16 protein-coding genes are annotated in these 20,377 nt (G+C 71.8%); 6 read left to right on the forward strand and 10 right to left on the reverse strand.

Annotated features, from left to right (window positions below):
* The first annotated feature begins 48 nt into the window (after nucleotides 1–48).
* The 3 genes from cofD to AB0C27_RS23285 all read left to right on the forward strand — a co-directional run bounded on the left by cofD (nucleotide 49) and on the right by AB0C27_RS23285 (nucleotide 3,415).
* A complete protein-coding gene (cofD, locus tag AB0C27_RS23275; RefSeq protein ID WP_357847203.1) occupies nucleotides 49–987 on the forward strand; it encodes a 2-phospho-L-lactate transferase in 939 nt (312 codons plus the stop codon).
* Nucleotides 984–2,522 carry a coenzyme F420-0:L-glutamate ligase gene (locus AB0C27_RS23280; RefSeq protein ID WP_357847206.1) on the forward strand — a complete coding sequence of 513 codons (1,539 nt, stop codon included), beginning with the start codon at nucleotides 984–986 and terminating at the stop codon, nucleotides 2,520–2,522. The genes cofD and AB0C27_RS23280 overlap by 4 nt, the downstream gene beginning before the upstream one ends.
* A 155-nt stretch (nucleotides 2,523–2,677) precedes the next feature.
* Nucleotides 2,678–3,415, forward strand: coding sequence for a lytic polysaccharide monooxygenase (locus tag AB0C27_RS23285; RefSeq protein WP_357847209.1), 738 nt, complete (start codon nucleotides 2,678–2,680; stop codon nucleotides 3,413–3,415).
* A 71-nt stretch (nucleotides 3,416–3,486) separates the two neighbouring features.
* Here AB0C27_RS23285 and AB0C27_RS23290 read toward each other — a convergent pair whose 3' ends face one another.
* From AB0C27_RS23290 to AB0C27_RS23320, 7 genes are all read right to left on the reverse strand, one after another.
* Nucleotides 3,487–5,235, reverse strand: a complete 1,749-nt coding sequence (locus AB0C27_RS23290; RefSeq protein WP_357847212.1) for a substrate-binding and VWA domain-containing protein — start codon at nucleotides 5,233–5,235, stop codon at nucleotides 3,487–3,489.
* 82 nt (nucleotides 5,236–5,317) lie between these two features.
* Nucleotides 5,318–7,864 (reverse strand): bifunctional FO biosynthesis protein CofGH, encoded by a 2,547-nt coding sequence (locus AB0C27_RS23295; protein WP_357847215.1) that lies wholly within the window; start codon nucleotides 7,862–7,864, stop codon nucleotides 5,318–5,320.
* A gap of 63 nt (nucleotides 7,865–7,927) precedes the next feature.
* Entirely contained in the window at nucleotides 7,928–8,821 is an 894-nt protein-coding gene (locus AB0C27_RS23300; RefSeq protein ID WP_357847875.1) for a DNA-3-methyladenine glycosylase 2 family protein, read from the reverse strand.
* A 106-nt stretch (nucleotides 8,822–8,927) separates the two neighbouring features.
* On the reverse strand, nucleotides 8,928–10,019 hold the full coding sequence (locus AB0C27_RS23305) for an NDP-sugar synthase (protein WP_357847218.1): 1,092 nt from the start codon (nucleotides 10,017–10,019) through the stop codon (nucleotides 8,928–8,930).
* A 20-nt stretch (nucleotides 10,020–10,039) separates the two neighbouring features.
* Nucleotides 10,040–11,155, reverse strand: a complete 1,116-nt coding sequence (locus AB0C27_RS23310) for a glycosyltransferase family 1 protein (protein ID WP_357847221.1) — start codon at nucleotides 11,153–11,155, stop codon at nucleotides 10,040–10,042.
* Nucleotides 11,156–11,248: 93 nt separating this feature from the next.
* Nucleotides 11,249–12,160 carry a lysylphosphatidylglycerol synthase domain-containing protein gene (locus tag AB0C27_RS23315; protein ID WP_357847224.1) on the reverse strand — a complete coding sequence of 304 codons (912 nt, stop codon included), beginning with the start codon at nucleotides 12,158–12,160 and terminating at the stop codon, nucleotides 11,249–11,251.
* Nucleotides 12,157–12,984 carry a class I SAM-dependent methyltransferase gene (locus AB0C27_RS23320; RefSeq protein ID WP_357847228.1) on the reverse strand — a complete coding sequence of 276 codons (828 nt, stop codon included), beginning with the start codon at nucleotides 12,982–12,984 and terminating at the stop codon, nucleotides 12,157–12,159. The genes AB0C27_RS23315 and AB0C27_RS23320 overlap by 4 nt, the downstream gene beginning before the upstream one ends.
* A 103-nt stretch (nucleotides 12,985–13,087) precedes the next feature.
* Between AB0C27_RS23320 and AB0C27_RS23325 the strand changes: the two genes are divergently transcribed.
* From AB0C27_RS23325 to AB0C27_RS23335, 3 genes are read left to right on the forward strand one after another with little or no spacing between them, the layout of a single operon-like run.
* Nucleotides 13,088–14,170 (forward strand): SPFH domain-containing protein, encoded by a 1,083-nt coding sequence (locus AB0C27_RS23325; protein ID WP_357847231.1) that lies wholly within the window; start codon nucleotides 13,088–13,090, stop codon nucleotides 14,168–14,170.
* A 6-nt stretch (nucleotides 14,171–14,176) separates the two neighbouring features.
* Nucleotides 14,177–15,253: a hypothetical protein gene (locus AB0C27_RS23330; protein ID WP_357847235.1), complete on the forward strand. Its 1,077-nt coding sequence runs from the start codon at nucleotides 14,177–14,179 to the stop codon at nucleotides 15,251–15,253.
* 9 nt (nucleotides 15,254–15,262) lie between these two features.
* Nucleotides 15,263–16,222 (forward strand): lysylphosphatidylglycerol synthase transmembrane domain-containing protein, encoded by a 960-nt coding sequence (locus tag AB0C27_RS23335; RefSeq protein ID WP_357847238.1) that lies wholly within the window; start codon nucleotides 15,263–15,265, stop codon nucleotides 16,220–16,222.
* Here the strand turns inward: AB0C27_RS23335 and AB0C27_RS23340 are convergent.
* From AB0C27_RS23340 to AB0C27_RS23350, 3 genes are all read right to left on the reverse strand, one after another.
* Nucleotides 16,123–17,184 (reverse strand): glycosyltransferase family 4 protein, encoded by a 1,062-nt coding sequence (locus AB0C27_RS23340; RefSeq protein WP_357847241.1) that lies wholly within the window; start codon nucleotides 17,182–17,184, stop codon nucleotides 16,123–16,125. The genes AB0C27_RS23335 and AB0C27_RS23340 overlap by 100 nt on opposite strands.
* Before the next feature lie 2 nt (nucleotides 17,185–17,186).
* Entirely contained in the window at nucleotides 17,187–18,116 is a 930-nt protein-coding gene (locus AB0C27_RS23345) for a glycosyltransferase family 2 protein (protein WP_357847244.1), read from the reverse strand.
* 95 nt (nucleotides 18,117–18,211) lie between these two features.
* On the reverse strand, nucleotides 18,212–20,323 hold the full coding sequence (locus AB0C27_RS23350; RefSeq protein WP_357847247.1) for a glycosyltransferase family 39 protein: 2,112 nt from the start codon (nucleotides 20,321–20,323) through the stop codon (nucleotides 18,212–18,214).
* Between the last annotated feature and the right edge of the window lie 54 nt (nucleotides 20,324–20,377).

The raw sequence follows: 20,377 nt of genomic DNA on the forward strand, positions 1-20,377 counted from the left end.
ACCGGTCCCCCGGAAGGGTTGTCGGAGCCCGGTGAAAGACTGGGGCGCATGCACATCGTGTCACTCGCCGGCGGCATCGGCGGCGCCCGCTTCCTGCGCGGCCTGCGCGCCACCGCGCCTGACTCCTCGATCACTGTCATCGGCAACACGGGTGACGACATCACCCTGTTCGGCCTGCGGGTCTGCCCCGACCTCGACACCGTGATGTACACCCTGGGCAACGGCATCGACGAGGAGCAGGGCTGGGGCCGGGCCAAGGAGTCCCACGTCGTCAAGGAGGAACTGGCCGCGTACGGCGTCGAGCCGCAGTGGTTCGGGCTGGGCGACCGCGACTTCGCCACCCACATCGTGCGCTCGCAGATGCTGGAGGCGGGCTACCCGCTCTCGCAGATCACGCAGGCGCTCTGCGCGCGCTGGCAGCCGGGCGTGCGGCTGCTGCCGATGAGCGACGACCGCTGCGAGACCCACGTCGTGATCGAGGACGAGCGCGGCAAGCGCGCGATCCACTTCCAGGAGTGGTGGGTGCGACTGCGCGCCTCCGTTCCCGCGCAGTCGTTCGCGCTGGTGGGGGCCGACACCGCGAAGCCGGCCCCGGGGGTCCTTGAGGCCATCGAGCAGGCCGACGTGGTCGTCCTGCCGCCGTCCAACCCGGTGGTCAGCATCGGCACGATCCTCCAGATTCCCGGCATCCGCGAGGCGCTGCTGCCCAAGACCGTCGTCGGCGTCTCGCCGATCATCGGCGGCGCGCCGGTCAGGGGCATGGCCGACGCCTGCCTGACCGCCATCGGGGTCGAGACGACCGCGCAGGCGGTGCTCGATCTGTACGGCTCCGAGCTGATCGACGGCTGGCTGGTGGCCGAGGAGGACGCCGGGGTCGCGCTCGACGGCGTGCGGGTGGTCGCCAGGCCGATCCTCATGCACGACGCCGAGGCCACCGCCGCCATCGCCCGCACCGCCCTCGACCTCGCTCTGGAGCTCGCCCGATGACCACCCCTTCACCCGGCGCCCCGACGCCCGCCACCCCTGCCGCGACCCGGCCGCAGGGCGACCCTGCCTCGACCCCGCCGCACGATGCTCCTGCCGTGTCCCTGCCGCAGGGCGGCCCCGCCGCCCCGCCGCACGACGGCTCGGTGGTGCCCGAGCGGGTCGAGGTGATCGCGGTGACCGGGATCGGCGAGGTCCGGCCGGGTGACGACGTGGCGGCGCTGCTGGCCGGAGCCGGGCTGCGTGACGGCGACATCGTGGTGATCACCTCCAAGATCGTGAGCAAGGCCGAGGGCCGGGTGCGCCACGCGCCCGACCGCACCCGGGCGATCGAGGAGGAGACCGAGCGGGTGGTCGCCAGGCGCGGCGACACCGTCATCTCCCAGACCCGCCACGGCTTCGTCATGGCCGCCGCCGGCGTCGACGCCTCCAACACTGAGCCCGGCACCGTCCTGCTCCTGCCCGAAGACTCCGACGCCTCGGCCCGCCGCATCAGGGCAGGGCTCAGCGGGCGCGACGGCGGGAGCGACAGCGAGCCCGGCGACGGGCGCGACGATGGACGCGACGGCAACCACGACAGCGGGCGCGACGGTGGGCACGATGGCGGGCACGATGGCGGGCGCGGTGGGGTGCGGGTCGGGGTGATCGTGTCCGACACGTTCGGACGGCCGTGGCGTAACGGGCTCACCGACGTGGCCATCGGGGTGGCCGGCCTCCGCCCGCTCGACGACTACCGCGGCACCTCCGACACCTACGGCAACCAGCTCAGCGCCACGGTCACAGCCCTGGCCGACGAGATCGCGAGCGCCGCCGAGCTGGTCAAGGGCAAGCTCGCCGGGGTCCCGGTGGCGATCGTGCGCGGGCTGTCCCACCTGGTGACCGAGGACGACGGTCCCGGGGTCAGGCCGCTGGTGCGGCCGGCCGACGATGATCTGTTCCGGTTCGGGTCGCGTGACGTGGTGTTCGCCCGCCGTACGATCAGGGAGTTCTCCGACCGGCCCGTCGATCCCGAGGCGGTGCGCAGGGCGGTCGCGGCGGGCATCGCGGCGCCGGCGCCGCACCACACGACGCCGTGGCGGTTCGTGCTGCTGGAGTCGCCGCAGACGCGGACGAAGCTGCTCGACGCGATGCGCGAGGCGTGGATCGCCGACCTGCGCGGCGACGGGTTCACCGAGCAGTCGATCGCCAAGCGGGTCAGACGGGGCGACGTGCTGCGTAACGCGCCCTATCTGGTGGTGCCGTGCCTGGTGATGGAGGGGTCCCACACCTACAGGGACGAGCGGCGCAACGCCTCCGAGCGGGAGATGTTCATCGTGGCGACCGGCGCCGGGGTGGAGAACTTCCTGGTGCAGCTCGCCGTCGAGGGGCTGGGCTCGGCGTGGGTGTCGTCCACGATGTTCTGCCGGCCCGTGGTGCGCGAGGTGCTCGACCTGCCCGAGTCGTGGGACCCGATGGGCTGCGTGGCCGTCGGGCACGCCGCCGCGCCGCCGCGCGACCGGGCGCCGCGCGATCCCGGCGACTTCATCCTGACGCGATGACGACTTCTTCCGCACACGTGACGGCTTCATCCGTCACGCGGTGACGGCTTCGTCCTGACGCGTTGACGGCGGTCCGGACAGCGGTCAAGTCGAGTTTACCGTTAGGAAAGTTTCCTTTACATTAGGGGTCACCCCCCATGTAAAGGAGCCACTTCATGCGAAGGACTCTCTCAGTACTCGCCGTGGCGGTGATCGCGGTCGCCACCACGGTGTTCAACACCACGCCCGCGTTCGCGCACGGGTACGTGCTCACGCCGCCCAGTCGCCAGGCCAACTGCCACCAGGGCAAGGTCTCCGGCTGCGGCAACATCGTCTACGAGCCGCAGAGCGTGGAAGGCCCCAAGGGCCTGCGCAACTGCCACGCCAACCTCGGCCAGTTCGCCCAGCTCAGCGACGAGAGCAAGCCGTGGCCCGCCGCGTCGGTGGGCAGCACCGTGACCTTCACCTGGACGTTCACCGCCAGGCACGCCACCTCGAACTTCGAGTACTACATCGGCAACACCAGGGTGGCCAGCTTCTCCGGCAACAACCAGCAGCCGCCGGCGACGGTCTCGCACCCGGTCAACTTCTCCGGCTACTCGGGCCGGCAGAAGGTGCTCGCCATCTGGAACATCTCCGACACCACCAACGCCTTCTACTCCTGCATCGACCTGAACTTCGGCGGCGGTGGCGGCAACCCCACCCCGACGCCCCCGCCGACGCCCACTCCCACCCCGACGCCGACGCCGACGCCTCCCCCGACGACGCCTTCCGGCACCTGGCGGGCGGGCACCGCGTACAGCGTCGGTAGCACCGTGACCTACAACGGCGTCAGCTACCGGTGCGTCCAGGCGCACACCGCCCTCGCCGGCTGGGAGCCGCCGAACGTGCCGGCGCTCTGGCAGCGCGTGTAGTCACTCCGACCCGGCCCGGCCGCCCAGGACTCCCCTGGGCGGCCGGTCCACGTTCTCCCTGGGGCGGGCGGTCAGGTGGTGGGTTTGCAGGTCGGATGGCAGAGGCGGCGGGCCAGGGCGGCGAGGAACACGTCGATGATCTCGCCGGGCTCCTGGGCCTCGTGCAGTGAGCCGTTCGTGGCGGCCGTGATCTGCGACAGGGCCGCCCGGTCCACGTCCTTGCCGAACGCGATGACGATGATCTGTACGGGCTTGTCCGGGTTCCACTCACGCCGCAACTGGTCGAGCAACTGGCGCAGGTTCACGCCCTTGCCGTCGTCCCGGCCGGCCGTGATCACCAGGAGCGCGTTGTTCATCTCCTCCCGGTACTCCTCGCTGACCTCGCGAAAGCCGCTGTGGATGGCGTCGTACAGGGAGCTGGCGAGCTTGGGATGGGCGGCGATCGTGCTGGTCAGCTCGTCCAGGCGGCTCTTGCGGATGACCTGCCCGCTGTCGGGCTCGCTGATCGGGCCGAGGGCCACGCGTTCCTGATACCCCTTGATGCGCCCGACCTTGTCGGCGAACTCCCACAGACCCATGTGCGTGGAAGCGGGGAAGAGCTGCAACCCGATCTTGGCCGCCGCCAGCGCCACGCTGACCCGCGTGGTGCCGTTCAACGGCTCGGCCATGTGCTTGGAGGTGTCGGCCAGCACGAGGATGTTGGTCGGCGGGGCCAGCCTGCTCCAGGCCAGCAGCGCGTCGTCGATGTCCTGCGGCGACACCGAGGCCCTGGTCCTGGGCGCCTCCGTGGGGATCTGCGGGCCGGGCGAGATCGGCCCTTGGGCGCCGTCGCCCGACCTGAACCCCGCCCTGCGCACGATCTCCTGCGCCTGCGCGCCCTTCAGCCAGCCCGCGAAGACGCTCGACGCCTCGGCGACGGAGGGATCGGTGGCGGTGACGACGTACGGATAGTCGAGGTTGATCGTGCCCTCGCGCGGATGCAGGGCCACGACCGGATCGGCGGAGGGCCGCAGGTTGTGCTGCCACACGGACTGCTCGGGCACGATCACGACCGGGCGCTGCCAGAACGTACGGTCGTCCACCGCGGCCAGCATGCTGCGGTAGTCGGGCGCCGAGCCCGCCTGCGCCCACCGAACGAACGCGGTCAGCGCCTTGTCCGCCTCGGGCCCCTTCCCGACGACGTCCCGCGCGGCGGCCACGGTCGCGATGCCGGCCCCGGCCAGCGACGGGTCGGGCACGCGTACGACGTCCGGTTCGTCCGCGTTGGGCGTCAGCCGCCCGCGCACGGTCGAGGGGAAGACCATCCGCCAGTTCATCTCGGTCCGCCCCACGGAGAAGCGCTGGGCCAGCGACGACCGGGTGGCGAACACCAGCGGCGAGGTGGCCACCACGCTCTCCCCCGCGGGCAGCGCGCTCGCGCCCTGCTGGCGGGCCAGCCTGATCCAGGCGGAGGAGTCGGCGATCCAGCCGTCGGGCCGCTCGCTCAGCACGCCGGCCCGGTCGCCGATCAGCGTGCGCAGGACGGTGGCCGGCGGCTGCTCGGTCACCTGGACCAGCACGCACCGGCCACCCACGGCCGTCTTCGTCCCGTTGAACCGGCTCGCCGCCTCCATCACGGCAGGAGCCACGTCCACCGCTGCGGCCACGTCGACCAGAACAGGCTCTCGTGTGGTGCACAGCACGCCGCCGCTGCCGAAGATCACGACCAGGCCGGCCGCGACGATGGCCACGGCGGACAGCCCGGCCAGGATGCCGCGCTGGAGTGCCTTCCTCCGCCGCTGCTCGGGGGGCAGCGCGGCGCGGTGTCGACCCAACCGCACGGTGAACCTCTCTCCCAGGGGAGTGACGATTCTCCCAGCGACTCACTGGGCGGACGCAAGTGCTTGTTAGAACATGTTACAACTAGGCCAGCGGGAGCACCCTTCTGACGCTCTGGCAGACGCCGTCGCTGGCCGCCGAGGCCGCCAGCCGCTCCTCGCTCGGGACGCCGTACTCGGTGGTGCGCTGCCTGGCCGGCCTGCCGGTGACCGCGACCATCTCGCGCAGCTCGCTGATCGTCTTGTACGAGCCGTTCTCCGACCCCGCCATCCGGCTGATCGTCTCCTCCATCAGGGTGCCGCCGAGATCGTTGACGCCGCCCGTGAGCACCTGGCGGCACAGGTCGTCCTGGAGCTTGACCCAGGAGCACTGGATGTTCCCGATCGCGCCGTGCAGCAGGATCCTGGCCAGCGCGTGCACGGCCCGGTTCTCCCGCGCGGTCGGGCCCGGCCTGGCCACGCCCGCCAGGTAGATGGGGGCGCTGGTGTGCACGAACGGCAGCAGCACGAACTCCGAGAACCCGCCGGTCTGCTCCTGCAGCCGCCTGATGAGCTTGATGTGCCTGACCCAGTGCAGGTGGTTGTCGACGTGCCCGTACATCATGGTGGCGGTGGTGGGCAGGCCGACCTGGTGCGCGGTGGTGATGACCTCGACCCACTCCTTGGCGGGCAGCTTGCCCTTGGTCAGCACCCAGCGCACGTCGTCGTCGAGGATCTCGGCCGCCGTCCCCGGCAGGGAGTCCACGCCGGCCTCCTTGGCGGCCTCCAGCCAGTCGCGGATGGACAGGTTCGTCCGGCTCGCTCCGTTGATCACCTCCATCGGGGAGAACGCGTGCACGTGCATGCCGGGCGTCCTGGCCTTGACCGCCTTGGCGATCTCGAAGTACGCGGTGCCGGGCAGGTCGGGGTGGATGCCGCCCTGCATGCACACCTCGGTGGCGCCGGCCGCCCACGCCTCCTCCGCGCGGTCGGCGACCTGGTCGAGGCTGAGCGTGTAGGCGTCGGCGTCGGTCCTGCGCTGGGCGAAGGCGCAGAAGCGGCAGCCGGTGTAGCAGACGTTGGTGAAGTTGATGTTCCGGTTGACGACGTAGGTGACCGCGTCGCCGGCCGCCTCCGCGCGCAGGGCGTCGGCGATGGCGGCCAGCTCGTCCAGCTCCTCGCCGTCGGCGCTCAGCAGCGCCACGGCCTCCGCGTCCGTCAGCCCGGCGGGATCGGCGGCGGCCCTGGCCAGCGCCTGCCGCACCTCACCAGAGAACGCGGCGGCGGGCGAGGGGAGGCGGTCGCGGAGGGCGTCCCAGTCGCCGTAGACGTGGTCGAAGTCGTCCCTGCGGTCGGCGGTGCGGCCGGTGGTGTCGACCTCGACGTGCAGATCGACCCGGCCGGACGCGGTGAATCCGCCGTCGGGCTCCTGCCAGGGCCGGCCTTCGAGCACGGCGTCCTCGCGGGCCAGCCCGGTGGCCGGGTCGGCGAGCGCGGCGACGTGGGCGAACAGGCGGGGGTCGAGCCAGGGCTCCCCCGCCTGCACGTATTCCGGATAGATCGTCAAACGCTCGCGGAGCTGGAAGCCGGCGCCGGCCGTACGATCCGCGAGGTCGTCGATCTGCGGCCACGGCCGTTCCGGGTTGACGTGGTCGGGGGTGAGCGGGGACACGCCGCCCCAGTCGTCGATCCCGGCTCTGATCATCAGCTCGTACTCGGAGTCCACCAGGTTGGGCGGCGCCTGCAGCCGTACGCGGGGGCCTAGGACCAGCCGCGCGACGGCGATCGTGGCGGCCAGCTCCTGGAGGTCGGCGTCCGGCAGGCCGCGCATGGCGGTGTCGGGCTTGGCGCGGAAGTTCTGCACGATGACTTCCTGGATGCCGCCGTACTCCCTGGCCACCCGCCGGATCGCGAAGATCGACTCGGCCCGGTCCTCGACGGTCTCGCCGATGCCGATGAGGATCCCGGTGGTGAACGGCACGTTCGTCCGTCCCGCGTCCTCCAGCACGCGCAGCCGCACGGCGGGATCCTTGTCCGGCGAGCCGTAGTGGGCCTGCCCCTTCTCCTCGAACAGCCGCCGCGACGTCGTCTCCAGCATCATCCCCATCGACGGCGCGACCGGCTTGAGCCGCTGCAGGTCCCGCCAGCTCAGCACCCCCGGGTTGAGGTGCGGCAGCAGCCCGGTCTCCTCCAGCACCCTGATCGCCATCGCGCGCACATAGGACAACGTGTCGTCATAGCCGTGCGCGTCGAGCCACTCCCTCGCCTGGTGCCAGCGGTCCTCCGGCCGGTCCCCCAGCGTGAACAGCGCCTCCTTGCACCCCATCGCCGCCCCCTGGCGGGCGATCTCCAGCACCTCGTCCGGGCTCAGGAACGGCGCGGGCAGCTTGTGCGGAGCCGTGGCAAAAGTGCAGTATCCACAACGGTCCCGGCAGAGCCGGGTCAACGGGATGAACACCTTCCTGCTGTAGGTGATGACCCCCTCGCGCCCGGCGGCACGCAGCCCGGCGTCGCGCACGCGGGAGGCGTGGTCGAGAAGCGTATCGAGGTGCTCGTCCCGGGCGTGCAGGAGGACGGTCGCCTCGGTGACGTCGAGGGTCTTGCCGTCCCTGGCGCGGGCGAGGGCGCGGCGGAGCGCGGAGTCAGAACTCATAGAGGCACAGTACGTCCGCCTGAGTTCGCCGTACGCACCCAGGGTCGGCTCACCACACCGGGCTCAGAACGCGCGGTAGTCGCGGACCGGCATCCGGGGCCCCCGCGCCGGCGGGCGCACGCCGCTGAGCCAGACCAGGACCGTGGCGCGGTGCCGATGCCCGGTGTACGGCTCAAGCAGCCGCATCATCCCGGAATCATCGGTCTTCTCCCCGGTCAGGGCGTAACCGACCAGCTTGGCCAGATGGAAGTCACCGACGCTGACGGCGTCGGGGTCGCCGAAGGCGCGCTGGCGCACCTCGGCCGAGGTCCACACCCCGATCCCGGGCAGCGCGCGCAGCAGCCTGTCGAGTTCCTCGCTGGTGGCGGCGGCCTCCAGCTTGGCGGCGTGCCAGGCGGCGCCCGCGATGGTCCTGGCGCGTACGGCCTCGGCGCCCGCCTGGTGCCAGTGCCAGCTCGGGATCTGCCGCCACACGTCGCTCTCCGGCACGACCCGCATGCCCTCGGGCGCGGGCCCGGGAGCAGGCTCGCCGTAGCGGCCGAGCAGCCACCGCCAGGCCCGCCACGCCTCCCGCCCGACGACCTTCTGCTCCAGCACCGCCGGCACGAGGGCCTCCATCACCCGCCCCGTACGCCCGATCCGCAGCCCAGGATTCCTCCTGACCGCCTCGGCCAGCACGTCGTGCTCGACGCTGAACCCGGCGACGTCGTCATCGGCGCCCAGCAGCGCCGGCAGGGTCTCCAGAGCCCAGACCGCGCCCGGCCCCCACGCCTGCCCGTGCACGCACCCGGCCTTGACGCTCACCCTGAGCGTGCAGGGGCCGTCGGGGGTCCTGGAGGTGCGCCACACGACGCCACCGCTCTCACGGCGCCAGGTGGGGTCGCCGCCGCCACGCCGGTGGGGCATCAGCGTCAGCCCCACGTCCAGCGGCCCCGCGGGCACCCACCTGCGCTCCATCACCCCACCAGTCTGCCCCTGCCCCTCACCTGCTCAGGCCGGGCTCAGCGCGCGGCGAACAGCCTGCGCCCCAAGCACAAGCAGGGCCGCGGCCGAGACAAGGGGGTCAGACGTCGCTGGAGTAACGCAGGGCCCGCTCGGGCAGCTCGATGCCCGGCCAGACGCGTACGCCGTGCTGCAGCTCGTTGCCGGGCCCCACGACGGCGTCGTCGCCGATCACCGCGTCGCGCACCACCGTGCCCGCGCAGATGCGCGCCCGCTGCCCCACGACGGAGTCGGTCACCCGGGCCCCGGTCTCCACGACGCAGTCGTCGCTGAGCACCGACCCGGCCACCGTCGCCCCCGCCTCGACGACCACGCGCGCGCCGACCGCCGTGCCGTCCTGGATCTTGGCCTCGGGCGAGATCCTGGCGCCGTCGAGCGCCAGGTATTCGCCGGTCGGGCCGGGCAGCGCGGGCGAGGCCAGCCGGCCCAGCACCAGGTCACGCGAACCCTGCACGTAGGCGCTCGGCGTGCCGACGTCGAGCCAGTAGGTGCGGTCGGCGTAGCCCATGATGAGCTGATCCGACTCGATCAGCCCGGGAAACGTCTCGCGCTCGACCGACACGACCTCGTCGCGCGGGATCGAGTCGATCACCGAGCGGGTGAAGACGTAGCAGCCGGCGTTGATCCGGTTGGTCACCGGGTTGGGCGTCTTCTCCAGGAACGCCGTCACCCGCCCCGCCTCGTCGGTCGGCACGCAGCCGAAGCGAGAGGGATCGTCGACCTCTGTCAAATGGAGCGTTACAGCGGCCTGCCTGTCACGGTGCAGGCGCACCTGCGCGCCGATGTCGTGACCGGAGAGGATGTCGCCGTTGAGGATGAGGACGGGGTCGTCGGGGCCCGCGTCGAGCGCCTCGCCGGCGTTGCGGATGGCTCCGCCCGTGCCCAGCGGCGTCTCTTCCGTCATGTATTCCAGCGAGAGCCCGAACGCCGCCCCGTCGCCGAAGGCGGGCTCGAACATGGCCGCCTTGTACGACGTCGCGAACACGATCCGGCGTACGCCGAAAGATCGCGCCCGGGCGAGTTGGTGCGCCAGGAACGGCACCCCGGCGGTGGGCAGCAGCGGCTTCGGCGTGCCCAGTGTCAGCGGACGCAGGCGCGTGCCCTGCCCCCCGACCAGGAGGATCGCCTCGAGGTCTGGCAAAGAGCTCTCCATCACTCCGTGAGGTTACCGAACTATTCGATCGCGCGTTGGTAGGAGCTGAGATGCGCCTCGGCGCTGGCGTCCCAGGTGAATTCGCGGGATCGGGCCAGGCCCGCCTCCCGCAACTGGTGCCTGCGCTGGGGAGATGCCAGCAACTCGCCGAGCGCCGTGGCGATGCTGTCGGCGTCCGGCTCGGTGTAGGCGACCGCGTCGCCGCCCACCTCGGGCAGCGAGCTGCGGTGTGTCGTCAGGACCGGCGCGCCGCAGGCCATGGCCTCAAGGACCGGCAGCCCGAACCCCTCGCCACGCGAGGGGAAGGCGACCACGAGCGCCCCGCCGAGGAACCCGGGCAGGTCGGGCGCGCGCAGGTAGCCCGGCCTGATCACCCTGACGGTGGCCTCCACCTCCCGGCAGGCGGCGTCCACGTCGTCCTCGTGCACGCCTCCGCCGAGCACCAGCGCCGGCGGCTCGTCCAGCCGCTTGACGGCGGCGGCGAAGCCCCTGATGAGGTTGGGCACGTTCTTGCGCGGGTCGAGGGCGCCGAGGAAGGCCACGTACGGCTGGTCGTGCAGCCCGCACCTCATGGCGGACCTGCGGATCTCCTCGCCCGTCGGCGGGTGGAACTGGGTCAGGTCGACGCCGTGGTAGGCGACGTCGATGCGGGTGGGGTCGGCGGACAGTACCCGGATGAGCTCGTCCCTCGTCGCCTTGGACGGCACGATCACCCGCCTGGCGTGGCGGACGGCGGTGCGGGTGGCCGAGCGGAAGAACGAGGCGCGCGGGCTGAGCTGGTCGGGCTCGGTGAACCACGTCGTGTCGTGCACCGTCACGACGGTCGGCAGGCCCGCGCTGAGCGGAATGGAGTAGTAGGGGGCGTGGATCACGTCGGCGCCGGCCTGGCGGGCGAGAAGGGGCAGTCCGCTCTGCTCCCAGGCCAGCCTGGCGGCTCTGTTGGTGATCGAGACCGGCCCGGGGATCACCTGGGCCGAAGGTGCGAGGCGTCTGTAGCGTTCCGCTTCGGCCCGCTGGCAGACCACCGCGATGTCGGCGCCGGCCCGGTCGAGCGCGGCCACCAGCCCGTCAACGTATCTGATCAACGCGCCGCGGTCCGCGGGGACCGCTACCGCGTCGACGAGCACTCGAGGCATACGAAGATCTTCTCCCCTCAAGATCAACGTGGGACTGGTCGTCCCCCTCTGAAGTTCACCTTATGACCAGCCTCCCCTAAATCGTGGGCCAAATCACACCGAGTCGCGACGCGCCGCGATTCCCGCCAGTCCGGCACAGATCAGATCCCCCACGATGATGACGATCCTTGACGAAAGCGCCACCGCGATGGCGGCGCCCTGATCGAGGTGGGGCGCCAGGATCGCCACCATGGCCAGCTCCCTGACCCCCGCCCCCGCCGGGATCACGAAGGTCAGGATGCCCAGGCACCACGACAGGGCGAAGGCTCCGATCGCGAAGACGAGGCCGCCCTGGGGGGCGACGAAGTAGAGGTGCACACCGTAGGCGATCCAGCCGGTCAACGCCCAGCCCAGCGCCGTGAGCATGCCGCGCCTGGTCAGCGGCCGTTCGAGGGGCTCGCGCTTGAGCCGGCGCAGGGCGTACCCGATGACGGCGTTGATCACCTTGGGTTCGAGCAGGACCAGCAGCAGCGGGATGAACAGCAGCAGCCAGCCGTAGCGGTCCCAGCCGAGCGTGACCAGCGTGACCAGCAGGCCGGTGGCCAGCTGGATGGGCATCATCAGGAAGAACGCCGCCGCGCTGCGCGCGCGGGGCACGCCGAGGTCGCGGCCCATCTCCATCTGGGCGAGCACGGGCCAGATCGTGCCCGGGATGTATTTGCCGAGCTGGCCGACGAAGAACACCTTGGCCGCGGGCCTGGGAGGCAGCGGCGAGCCCAGGTCGGCCAGCAGGGTGCGCCAGGTGAGCATGGCCCCGAGCAGCGCGGCGACCACCGCCACCAGCGCGCCCGCCAGCGCGGCCGGGGTCAGCCGGGAGAACCCGGCCACCACGTCGTCCCACTGCCGGGCCACCGCCCACGTGCCGAAGCCGAGCGCGACCGCCAGAAAGCCGTATCTGACCAGCCGGCGACCCATGGACCGGCGGCGCGGCACGGGCTCCACCGTCGTGTCTTCTTCGACGCTCACAGCGGGCGGACCAGTTCGGGCGGCTGCGGCAGCGTCGCGCCCACCGGCCGGCGCGGCGTCTTTGTCGCCACCCACAGGTACGTCGGCACCACCGGCAGCAGCAGTTTGAGCACCCCGCGCGGGGCCCGCGACAGCACCGCCTTGACCACCTTCCCCGGCATCCCGGGAAACAGCTCTCCCCCGGCGAACTGCGTGGGCGTGGCGAGCACCGGGAACGTGTAGTCCCACACGTGGAAGGCCCGCAGCATCCTGCGCAGCCCGCGCCGCGTCCTGAACCGCTCGTAGTAGTGGTCGGCCCGCCCGAAGGCGCGCACGTAGCGGTCGGCCAGGCCGGGCGGCAGGTAGGACAGGAACGGCAGCTTGTAGTGGGGCTCCATGATCCCGAGCCGGTTGCCGAGACCCAGGTAGAGCGCCCCGTCGTCGGACAGCACCCGGTGCATCTCGGCCACCACGGCGTCGGGGTCGACCACGTGCTCGTAGATGTGGTTGAACACCAGCACGTCGATCGAGCCGTCGGGGAACGGCAGCGCCGTGCCGTCGCCGCAGACGAACGCCACCCGCTCACCGAACCGGTCGGCCGCCTTGCGCAGCCCCGGCACGTCGATGTCGATGCCCAGGGTGTGGCCGGCCCCCGCGCCCGCCAGCTCGTCGGCGATGAACCCGGCGGAGCAGCCCACGTCGCCCACGGTCAGCCCGCTGAGCGGCCCGTGGAAGTGTTCCAGCACCGCGATGATCTTCGCCGCCTTCCGCCTGCGCTTCGCCTCGTCGAGCATGGCGGACTGGAACTCTGAGTATTCGAGCTGCGCGACCCGTTGCTTCACCACGGTTCCCCACCGTACCGACCTCCACCCGACCTCGACGCCACTCCGACGTCAAACGCCTTTGGTACGGTGGCCGACCGGCGAAACCAGCACGGACGGGGGCGAAGTGGCGCTGTTCGACAAGATCCGCGGCGAATTCATCGACATCGTCGAGTGGCTCGACGACACCCGCGACACCCTCGTCTGGCGTTTTCCGCGCCACGACAACGAGATCAAGATGGGCGCCCGGCTGATCGTGCGCGAGTCGCAGACCGCCGTCTTCGTCAACGAGGGCCGGATCGCGGACGCGTTCGCGCCGGGGACCTACACGCTGGAGACGCGGAACCTGCCGGTCCTGTCCACGCTCAAGGGCTGGAAACACGGCTTCCACTCGCCGTTCAAGGCCGAGGTGTACTTCGTCAGCACCCGCCAGTTCGCCGACTTCAAGTGGGGGACGCAGAACCCGGTCATCGTGCGCGACCCCGAGTTCGGGCCGGTGCGGCTGCGGGCGTTCGGCTCGTACGCGGCCAGGGTGACCGACGCCCCGGCGCTGTTGCGCGAGCTGGCGGGGACCGATCCGCAGTTCCGTACCGAGGAGGTGGAGGGCTACCTGCGCCAGCTCGTCGTGGGCCGGCTCGCGCCCGCCCTCGCGAGCGCCGGCGTGCCCCTGCTCGACCTGGCCGCCGACCAGCACGAGATGGGACGGCGGCTGGCGACGGCGCTGACCGCCGACCTGGCCGGCGTGGGGCTGGCCGTCCCCACGTTCACGATCGAGAACATCTCGCTGCCCGAGGAGGTGGAGCGGGCGCTGGACAAGCGGTCGCAGATGGAGATCGTGGGCGATCTGGGCGACTACGCGAGGTTCCAGGCGGCGAACGCGCTGGAGAACGCGGGCGGGGCGGCGGAGGGCATGGGGCTGGGCATGGGCATCGCCGCCGGCCGGCAGATGGCCGAGTCCCTGGCCCCCCAGAAAACCCAGCCGTCCCAGCCTTCTGACGGGCCGCCACCGTTGCCCGGGAACGTACGCTGGTTCATCGGGGTGAACGGTGCACAACGAGGGCCGTTCGGCGCGGCGGAGCTGCCCGGCAACGGGCTCACGCCGGAGAGCCTGGTGTGGAAGACCGGGATGTCCCAGTGGGTTCCGGCCCGCGACGTGCCCGAACTCGCCGCCCTCCTGCACGACACCCCGCCCCCGCTCCCACCCTCCTGATCCACCATGACCTCACCCGCCCAGACCCCCGCCCGCCCCTGCCAGGGCTGCGGCGCGAGCGTGGCGTTCGCTCCCGGCACCGCCGTCCTGCGCTGCCCGTACTGCGGCGCCGAGCAGCGCATCGCCTCGCCCGCCAGGCCGGTACGCGAGTTCTCCTTCGACGCCTTCATGGCCAAGCCGCGCGTCCGTTCCCTGGCCAGGCACCAGTACAGCTGCCCGGGCTGCGGCGCCCGTACGGACAGCGACGCGCTGTCGCGGGCCTGCCAGTTCTGCGGCACCAATCTGGTGGCCGATCCGGTGCACGACGACCAGATCGCCCCCGAGGCGGTGCTCCCGTTCGCTCTGGACCGGGCAGGCGCGCGGAACGCACTGCGCGTCTGGGTCAAGAGCCGCTGGTTCGCCCCGAGCCGCCTCAAGAAGGTCAGCGAGGCGGAGACGATGAAGAGCACGTACTTGCCGCACTGGACGTTCGACACCCAGACGGTCTCCGACTACACCGGCAGGCGTGGCGAGCACTACTACGTGAGCTCCAGCTACACCGACTCGAACGGCAACCGGCGCACCCGCCGGCAGCGGCGCACCCGCTGGCGTCCGGCGGCGGGCCGGGTGGCGCGCGGGTTCGACGACGTGCTGACCGTGGCGACCGGCCGGGTCCCGCCCGAGCGGCTGACCGCGCTGCAGCCCTGGCCGCTGGGGTACGCGCTCCCCTACGACCCCGCCTATCTCGCCGGGCACCACACTCTGCGCTACGACTACGAGCCGCAGACCGGCTTCGAGCAGGCCAAGCAGCTCATGGCCGAGGTCATCCACGCCGACTGCCGCCGCGACATCGGCGGGGACGTGCAGCAGGTGTCGTCGGTGCGCACGACCTACTCCGGCGTCACGTTCAAGCTGGTGCTGCTGCCGGTGTGGGCGGGCAACTACCTGTTCGCCGGCAAGACGTACCAGGTGCTGATCAACGGGGCGAACGGGGAGGTGCAGGGCGACCGGCCGTACAGCGTGGTCAAGATCTCGATGGCCGTGGCCGCCGTCGTGCTGATCGTCGCCGTGGCCGTCTGGCTATACCTGGTGAACCACGCGTAACCTGAGCCAATGCTCCGCCGCCTGCTGCGCATCGTGCTCGCCCTGGTCGCGCTGGGTTTCCTCGGCTACGGGCTGGCCGCCAACTGGGACGACACGACCACGGCCCTGGCCGCGATGTCGCCGTGGGCGGTGCTCGGGGCCTTCGCGGCGGTGCTGCTCGGCCAGTTCTTCATGCTGCTGGCCTGGCGGGAGATCCTGGCGGGGCTCGGCACGCGGGTGCCGGTGCGGATCGCCGGGCGGATCATGTTCGTGGGGCAGCTCGGGAAGTACATCCCGGGGGCGGTGTGGGCGTACGCGGCGATGATGGACCTCGGCCGCGACCACGGGAGCCCGCCGCGGCGCACGTTCGCCACGATCTCGCTCGGCCTGGTGATCAACCTGGGGGTGGCGATCTCGATCGCCGCGGCCACGCTGGGCCGGCTGGAGGCGGTGCGCGAAGCCTGGTACCTGGTGCTGCTCGTGCCGGCGATCATCGTGTGCCTGCATCCGAAGGTGCTCACCTGGGGCCTCAACCTGGCGTTGCGCGTCGCGCGGAAGGAGCCGCTGGAGAGCGTGCTGCCGGGCCGCACGGTGGTGGTCGCGGTGGCGTGGACGGCCCTCGGCTGGTTCGTCTACGGCGTGCACATCTGGCTGGTCGCGGGCAGCACCGACCTCTACCTCGTCGCGACCGGCGCGTACGCGTTCGCCTGGGCGACCGGCATCCTCACGGTCGTGGTCCCGGCCGGCGTCGGGGTCAGGGAGGGCGCGCTGGTGCTCGTGCTCGGCCCGGTCATCGGCACGCCGGCCGCGCTGGCGGTGGCGATCGTGTCGCGGCTGGCGTTCACGCTGGCCGACGCGGCGGCCGCGGGCATCGCGTTCCTGCTGGGCCGTCAGGCGCCGAGCAGCGCCCCGGCGTACGCCGACCAGAACGGCTCGGGATCGACCGCCTTGACCCCCGACCGCAACCTCTCGGGCTCGCCTGAGGCGTAGAACCGCTCGATGGCCGCGCGCAGCGCGTCCACGTCGCCCGGCTCGACCAGCAGCCCGTCGACGCCGTCGGTGACGTGGTCGGCCAGCGCCCCCACCCGGGTGGCGATCACCGGCACGCCGTGCTCGTGCGCGAGCCAGACGTTCTGGCTGGCCGTGGCGTTGCGGTAGGGCAGCACGAGCGCGTCGGCCGCGGCGAACAGCTTCGGCACGTCGCCGGCCGCCACGTAGCCGGGCCGCAGCTCCACCCGCTCGCCCAGGCCCAGCTCGGCGATCAGCGCCTTCGTCTCGTCGAGCCCGCCCCAGAACTCGCCCGCGACGGTCAGCCCTATCCCCTCGGGCAGCGCCCGCAGCAGCAGGTCGAGCCCCTTGTACGGCCGCACGATGCCGAAGAAGAGCAGCCGCCGGTGCACCTCGGCCGACCGCTCACCGGTCGTGGAAGGAAGGTGCGGCGGCAGCGCGGCCACCTCGACCGGACTTCCGGTGAGCCCTCTGGCCAGTGCCGCCTGCTGCTCGGAGTGGGTCAGCACGGCGTCGACCCGCTTGAGCAGGGCCGTCATCAGCGGCCGGTCGTACGGCTTGCGCTCGTGCGGCAGCACGTTGTGGCAGAGCGCGATCGTCCTGGTCCTGCGCCCGATCCCGAGGAGAATGCCCAGGTACGCGGGCACCTGCACCGGGCTCAGCACCGCCAGCACCAGCAGGTCGGCCGAGCGCAGCCGCCGCCCGGCCGCCACCCAGCCGTCGGGCCGCCGCCAGTCGAGCCGGCGCGCGGTCTTCTCGTACGGTGTGCCCTCGGGCGCGGAGATCGTCTGCTGCCCCGGATAGAGGAAGGACGGGTATTGCGCCCGCCACGACTCGATCACCACGTCGTGGCCCAGTGCGGCGAGGCGGTGCGCCAGCTCGGTCGTGTGCTGCGCCCCGCCCCCCTTGTACGGATATGTCGGGCCGACGATCGCGATCCGCAACGTCACTCTCCCCGCGAGCGCACGATCAGGTCGGCCAGCAGCGCCACGGACCCGATGAGCATGCCCGACAGGAAGATCATCACGGTGTTGGCCGGGAAGTAGAACGGGTGCTGGACCATGTCCCAGACGCCCTTCACGAACCCGATGCCCACCAGCCACAACGCCGGCGGCATGAGCACCTTGAGCGGGTTGAAGTACATGATCATCCGCAGCACCTGGAGGATGTAGCGGTAGGCGTCGGAGACGAAGCTGAACTTCGACTTGCCGGCCCGCTTGGCGTATTCGGTCGGCAGGTAGTAGACGTCGTGCTGGTTCGACAGGAACGACAGCGTGATCGTGGTGACGCAGGAGAACCCGGGCGGCAGCAGCCGCAGGTAGGGCTTGGCCACCGACTTGCGGAAGGCGCGCAGCCCGGAGTTGAGGTCGGGGATCTTCTGCCCGGCCAGCATCTCCGCCACCTTGCGGATCACGAACTTGGCGGGCACGCGCAGCAGCTTGTGCGAGCCCTCCTCGCTGGTGCGCGCCCCGACGACCATGTCGATGGCGGCGTCCTTCTCCAGGATCTGCACCAGCTCGGGGATGCGCTCGTTGGCGTAGGACATGTCGGCGTCGGTCCAGACGACGATCTCGCCCTTGGCCTCCTGCGAGCCGATGCGCCGCACGGTGCCGGCGCCGCCGTTGCGGTGGAAGGCGCGGATGCGCAGGTGGGGGTAGTCGGGCGCGGCCTGCTTCAGCTTGGCCAGCGTGTCGTCGGTCGAGCAGTCGTCCACGGCGACCAGCTCGTAGGTGTAGCCGCTCGAGTCCATCGCCTTGGTGATGCGCTCCACCTCGTCGATGACGTGATCCTGCTCGTTGTAGCAGGGCAGGACGATCGTGACGTACGGCGCTTCTTCCACGGCAATTCCACTCTTGGGGGTCTCAAGCGTGCTCACGGGGGTCGAGGTTACTCTGCCCAGCCGAAAGGCGAGTCCACATCGGCCTACCGGGAGCTCCTGATTCGGGACAGCTTCCAGTCTGGACCATACGATCAGGCGACGGCCATCCACACGTTCATCCGCAGGGACCACGTGGCGTTCGGGGCGTCCACGAGTGAGCGTTCGTCCTGGCGGGTGACCAAGCCGAGGATCTGCGTGGCGGTCCCGTACGGGGAGACCTGGCCCTGCTCGGCCCCGAGCACGACCGGCACGCGCCCCGCCGCCCGCACCCGCCCGGCCAGCCTGCGCACCTGCTCGGGCGGCGCGGTCTGGCCCTGGTCCGGCCTGGACACCTGCGCCGCGGGCAGGCCGCACATGCCGCGGACGACCTGGGTGAACCGGTCGGCGGTGACCCGCTCCACGATCAGCACGGAGGCGTCGCGCGGGATCCGCGCGCACATCGCCTCGACCGCCGCCGCCTCGCCCCGCTCGACCGGGGTGAACGCGGTGCCGATCGAGGTCACGGCCGGCGGCACGAGCACGAGCGCCACAGTCAGCACCGCCCCCCACTTGCGCACCAGCGGCCCATGCCGGTCCGCCAGGACGTGCAGCCGGGCCAGCCCGTACGTGGCCAGCAGGATCAGCCCGGGGATGACGATCGGGACCAGGCGGCGCGCGGCCCACGGATGGTCGGGGGTGATCTCGGGGCGCAGCAGCGTCGTGACGGTCGTCCAGCCCACGATCGCGAGCGGCAGCAGCCACTCGAACGGCGCGCCGTCGCGCAGCAGCTTGCGCACGAGGAGCGCGGCGCCGAGCGTGGCCAGCAGGACGACGGGGGCGCCGAGGTACCAGATGACCCAGTGCAGGGAGTTCTCGAAGTACAGGCGGGTGCCGTCGAGCGGCATGCCGTTCGCGCGCTGGATCTGCTGGATCATCTCGAACGTGCGCACGTCGTCGGGGTTGGCCGGCGCCCGGGTCACGGTCTGAAACCAGGGGCGGGCGTACAGGAGCGCCATCAGCAGCAGCACCAGCCCCGCGCCCGCCGGCGGCGCCCACGACGGCAGCCGGATCCTGGCCAGCGCCGGCGCGGCGGCCGTGCCGGCCGTGATCAGCACGAGCACGCCCGCGCAGATGAGCAGCAGCGGCCGCACCGACCCGGACAGGTAGGAAAGATAAGGACGAGCCAGTACGTACGCCGCCAGCATCCCGATCCCGGCCCCGGCGATCAGCCCCGCCAGCAGCGCAGGCCCCACCGCCCCCTGCGGCCTGCCGCGCCGCCGCATCGCGATCAGCAGCCCCGCGAACGCCAGCACCGGCAGCACGTCGCGCAGCCCGTCCACCCTGACCAGCACCGCCAGCCCGAACACCAGCCCGGCCGGCAACCCCTTCCACCAGGCCGGGCGGGCGAGCGCGTCGTAGGTCAGCGCCAGTCCGCCGAACAGCAGGATCAGCGACGGGATCTCGCTGAACGTGGTGCGAGAGGTGTAGAGGATCGGCAGGCTCACGGCGAACGAGAGCGCCGCGAGCACCGCCCAGCGCGCTCCCGACAGCCGTGCCACCACCCCGGCCAGCGTCAGCACGGCCAGCGCGCCCAGCACGGCCGGGATCAGGAACGGCGTCCCGAGCCAGTTCCCGATCGCGAACAGCAGCGGCGGGCCCGGCATGAACTGCGGCACCACGGCGCCGTTCTCGGCGTACAAGCCGACGCTTTTGAAGATCAACTCCGGGTCGGGGCCGCCGAACGCCTCGGCCTGGGTGGGGATGGGCAGGGAGCCGTGGCCGGCGATCCAGGCGGCGTACTGGGCGTAGGTGGCCGGGTCGCGCCTGACGGCGAGCTGCTCGCTGTGCATGATCGCGTTGAACGCCCCGGACGCCACGGCCACCGCCGCGACCCCGCCCACCTGCCACCAGGTGGCCGCCGACCCGGCCTCCCCGGCCGTGGCACCACCCGGCCGCGACGCGTCCCCGCCCTTCGCGCCACCCGGCCGCGATGTGTCCCCGTCGTTCGCGCCGCCCGGCCCGCGCGCTTCCGCGCGGCGGCCGAGCCCTCGTGTGCCCGCCCAGCACAGCAGCGCCGCCGCGGGCACGCCGAGCAGCGCGGCGAGCGGCGGCGTGAACCGGCCGAGCAGCAGCAGCGGCAGGCCCGCGAGCAGCCAGCCCGCCACGGCCAGTGCGGGCAGTACGGACAGCGTGGCGAGCACCCGGCCGGGTCGATCGACTTCCATGGCTGAGCGAGCGTATCCAACCCGGCACACCCCGTGCGCACGGCACCCGCCGAT

The sequence above is a fragment of the Nonomuraea sp. NPDC048882 genome (genome assembly GCF_040649755.1).
Taxonomy (GTDB): domain Bacteria; phylum Actinomycetota; class Actinomycetes; order Streptosporangiales; family Streptosporangiaceae; genus Nonomuraea; species Nonomuraea maheshkhaliensis.

Excerpts from the sequence above, each read along its gene's own strand:
- cofD (WP_357847203.1), top strand. The coding sequence starts at position 49 with ATGCACATCGTGTCACTCGCCGGCGGCATCGGCGGCGCCCGCTTCCTG.
- AB0C27_RS23280 (WP_357847206.1), top strand. The coding sequence starts at position 984 with ATGACCACCCCTTCACCCGGCGCCCCGACGCCCGCCACCCCTGCCGCG.
- AB0C27_RS23285 (WP_357847209.1), top strand. The coding sequence starts at position 2,678 with ATGCGAAGGACTCTCTCAGTACTCGCCGTGGCGGTGATCGCGGTCGCC.
- AB0C27_RS23295 (WP_357847215.1), bottom strand. The coding sequence starts at position 7,864 with ATGAGTTCTGACTCCGCGCTCCGCCGCGCCCTCGCCCGCGCCAGGGAC.
- AB0C27_RS23300 (WP_357847875.1), bottom strand. The coding sequence starts at position 8,821 with ATGGAGCGCAGGTGGGTGCCCGCGGGGCCGCTGGACGTGGGGCTGACG.
- AB0C27_RS23305 (WP_357847218.1), bottom strand. The coding sequence starts at position 10,019 with ATGGAGAGCTCTTTGCCAGACCTCGAGGCGATCCTCCTGGTCGGGGGG.
- AB0C27_RS23310 (WP_357847221.1), bottom strand. The coding sequence starts at position 11,155 with ATGCCTCGAGTGCTCGTCGACGCGGTAGCGGTCCCCGCGGACCGCGGC.
- AB0C27_RS23330 (WP_357847235.1), top strand. The coding sequence starts at position 14,177 with ATGACCTCACCCGCCCAGACCCCCGCCCGCCCCTGCCAGGGCTGCGGC.
- AB0C27_RS23335 (WP_357847238.1), top strand. The coding sequence starts at position 15,263 with ATGCTCCGCCGCCTGCTGCGCATCGTGCTCGCCCTGGTCGCGCTGGGT.
- AB0C27_RS23350 (WP_357847247.1), bottom strand. The coding sequence starts at position 20,323 with ATGGAAGTCGATCGACCCGGCCGGGTGCTCGCCACGCTGTCCGTACTG.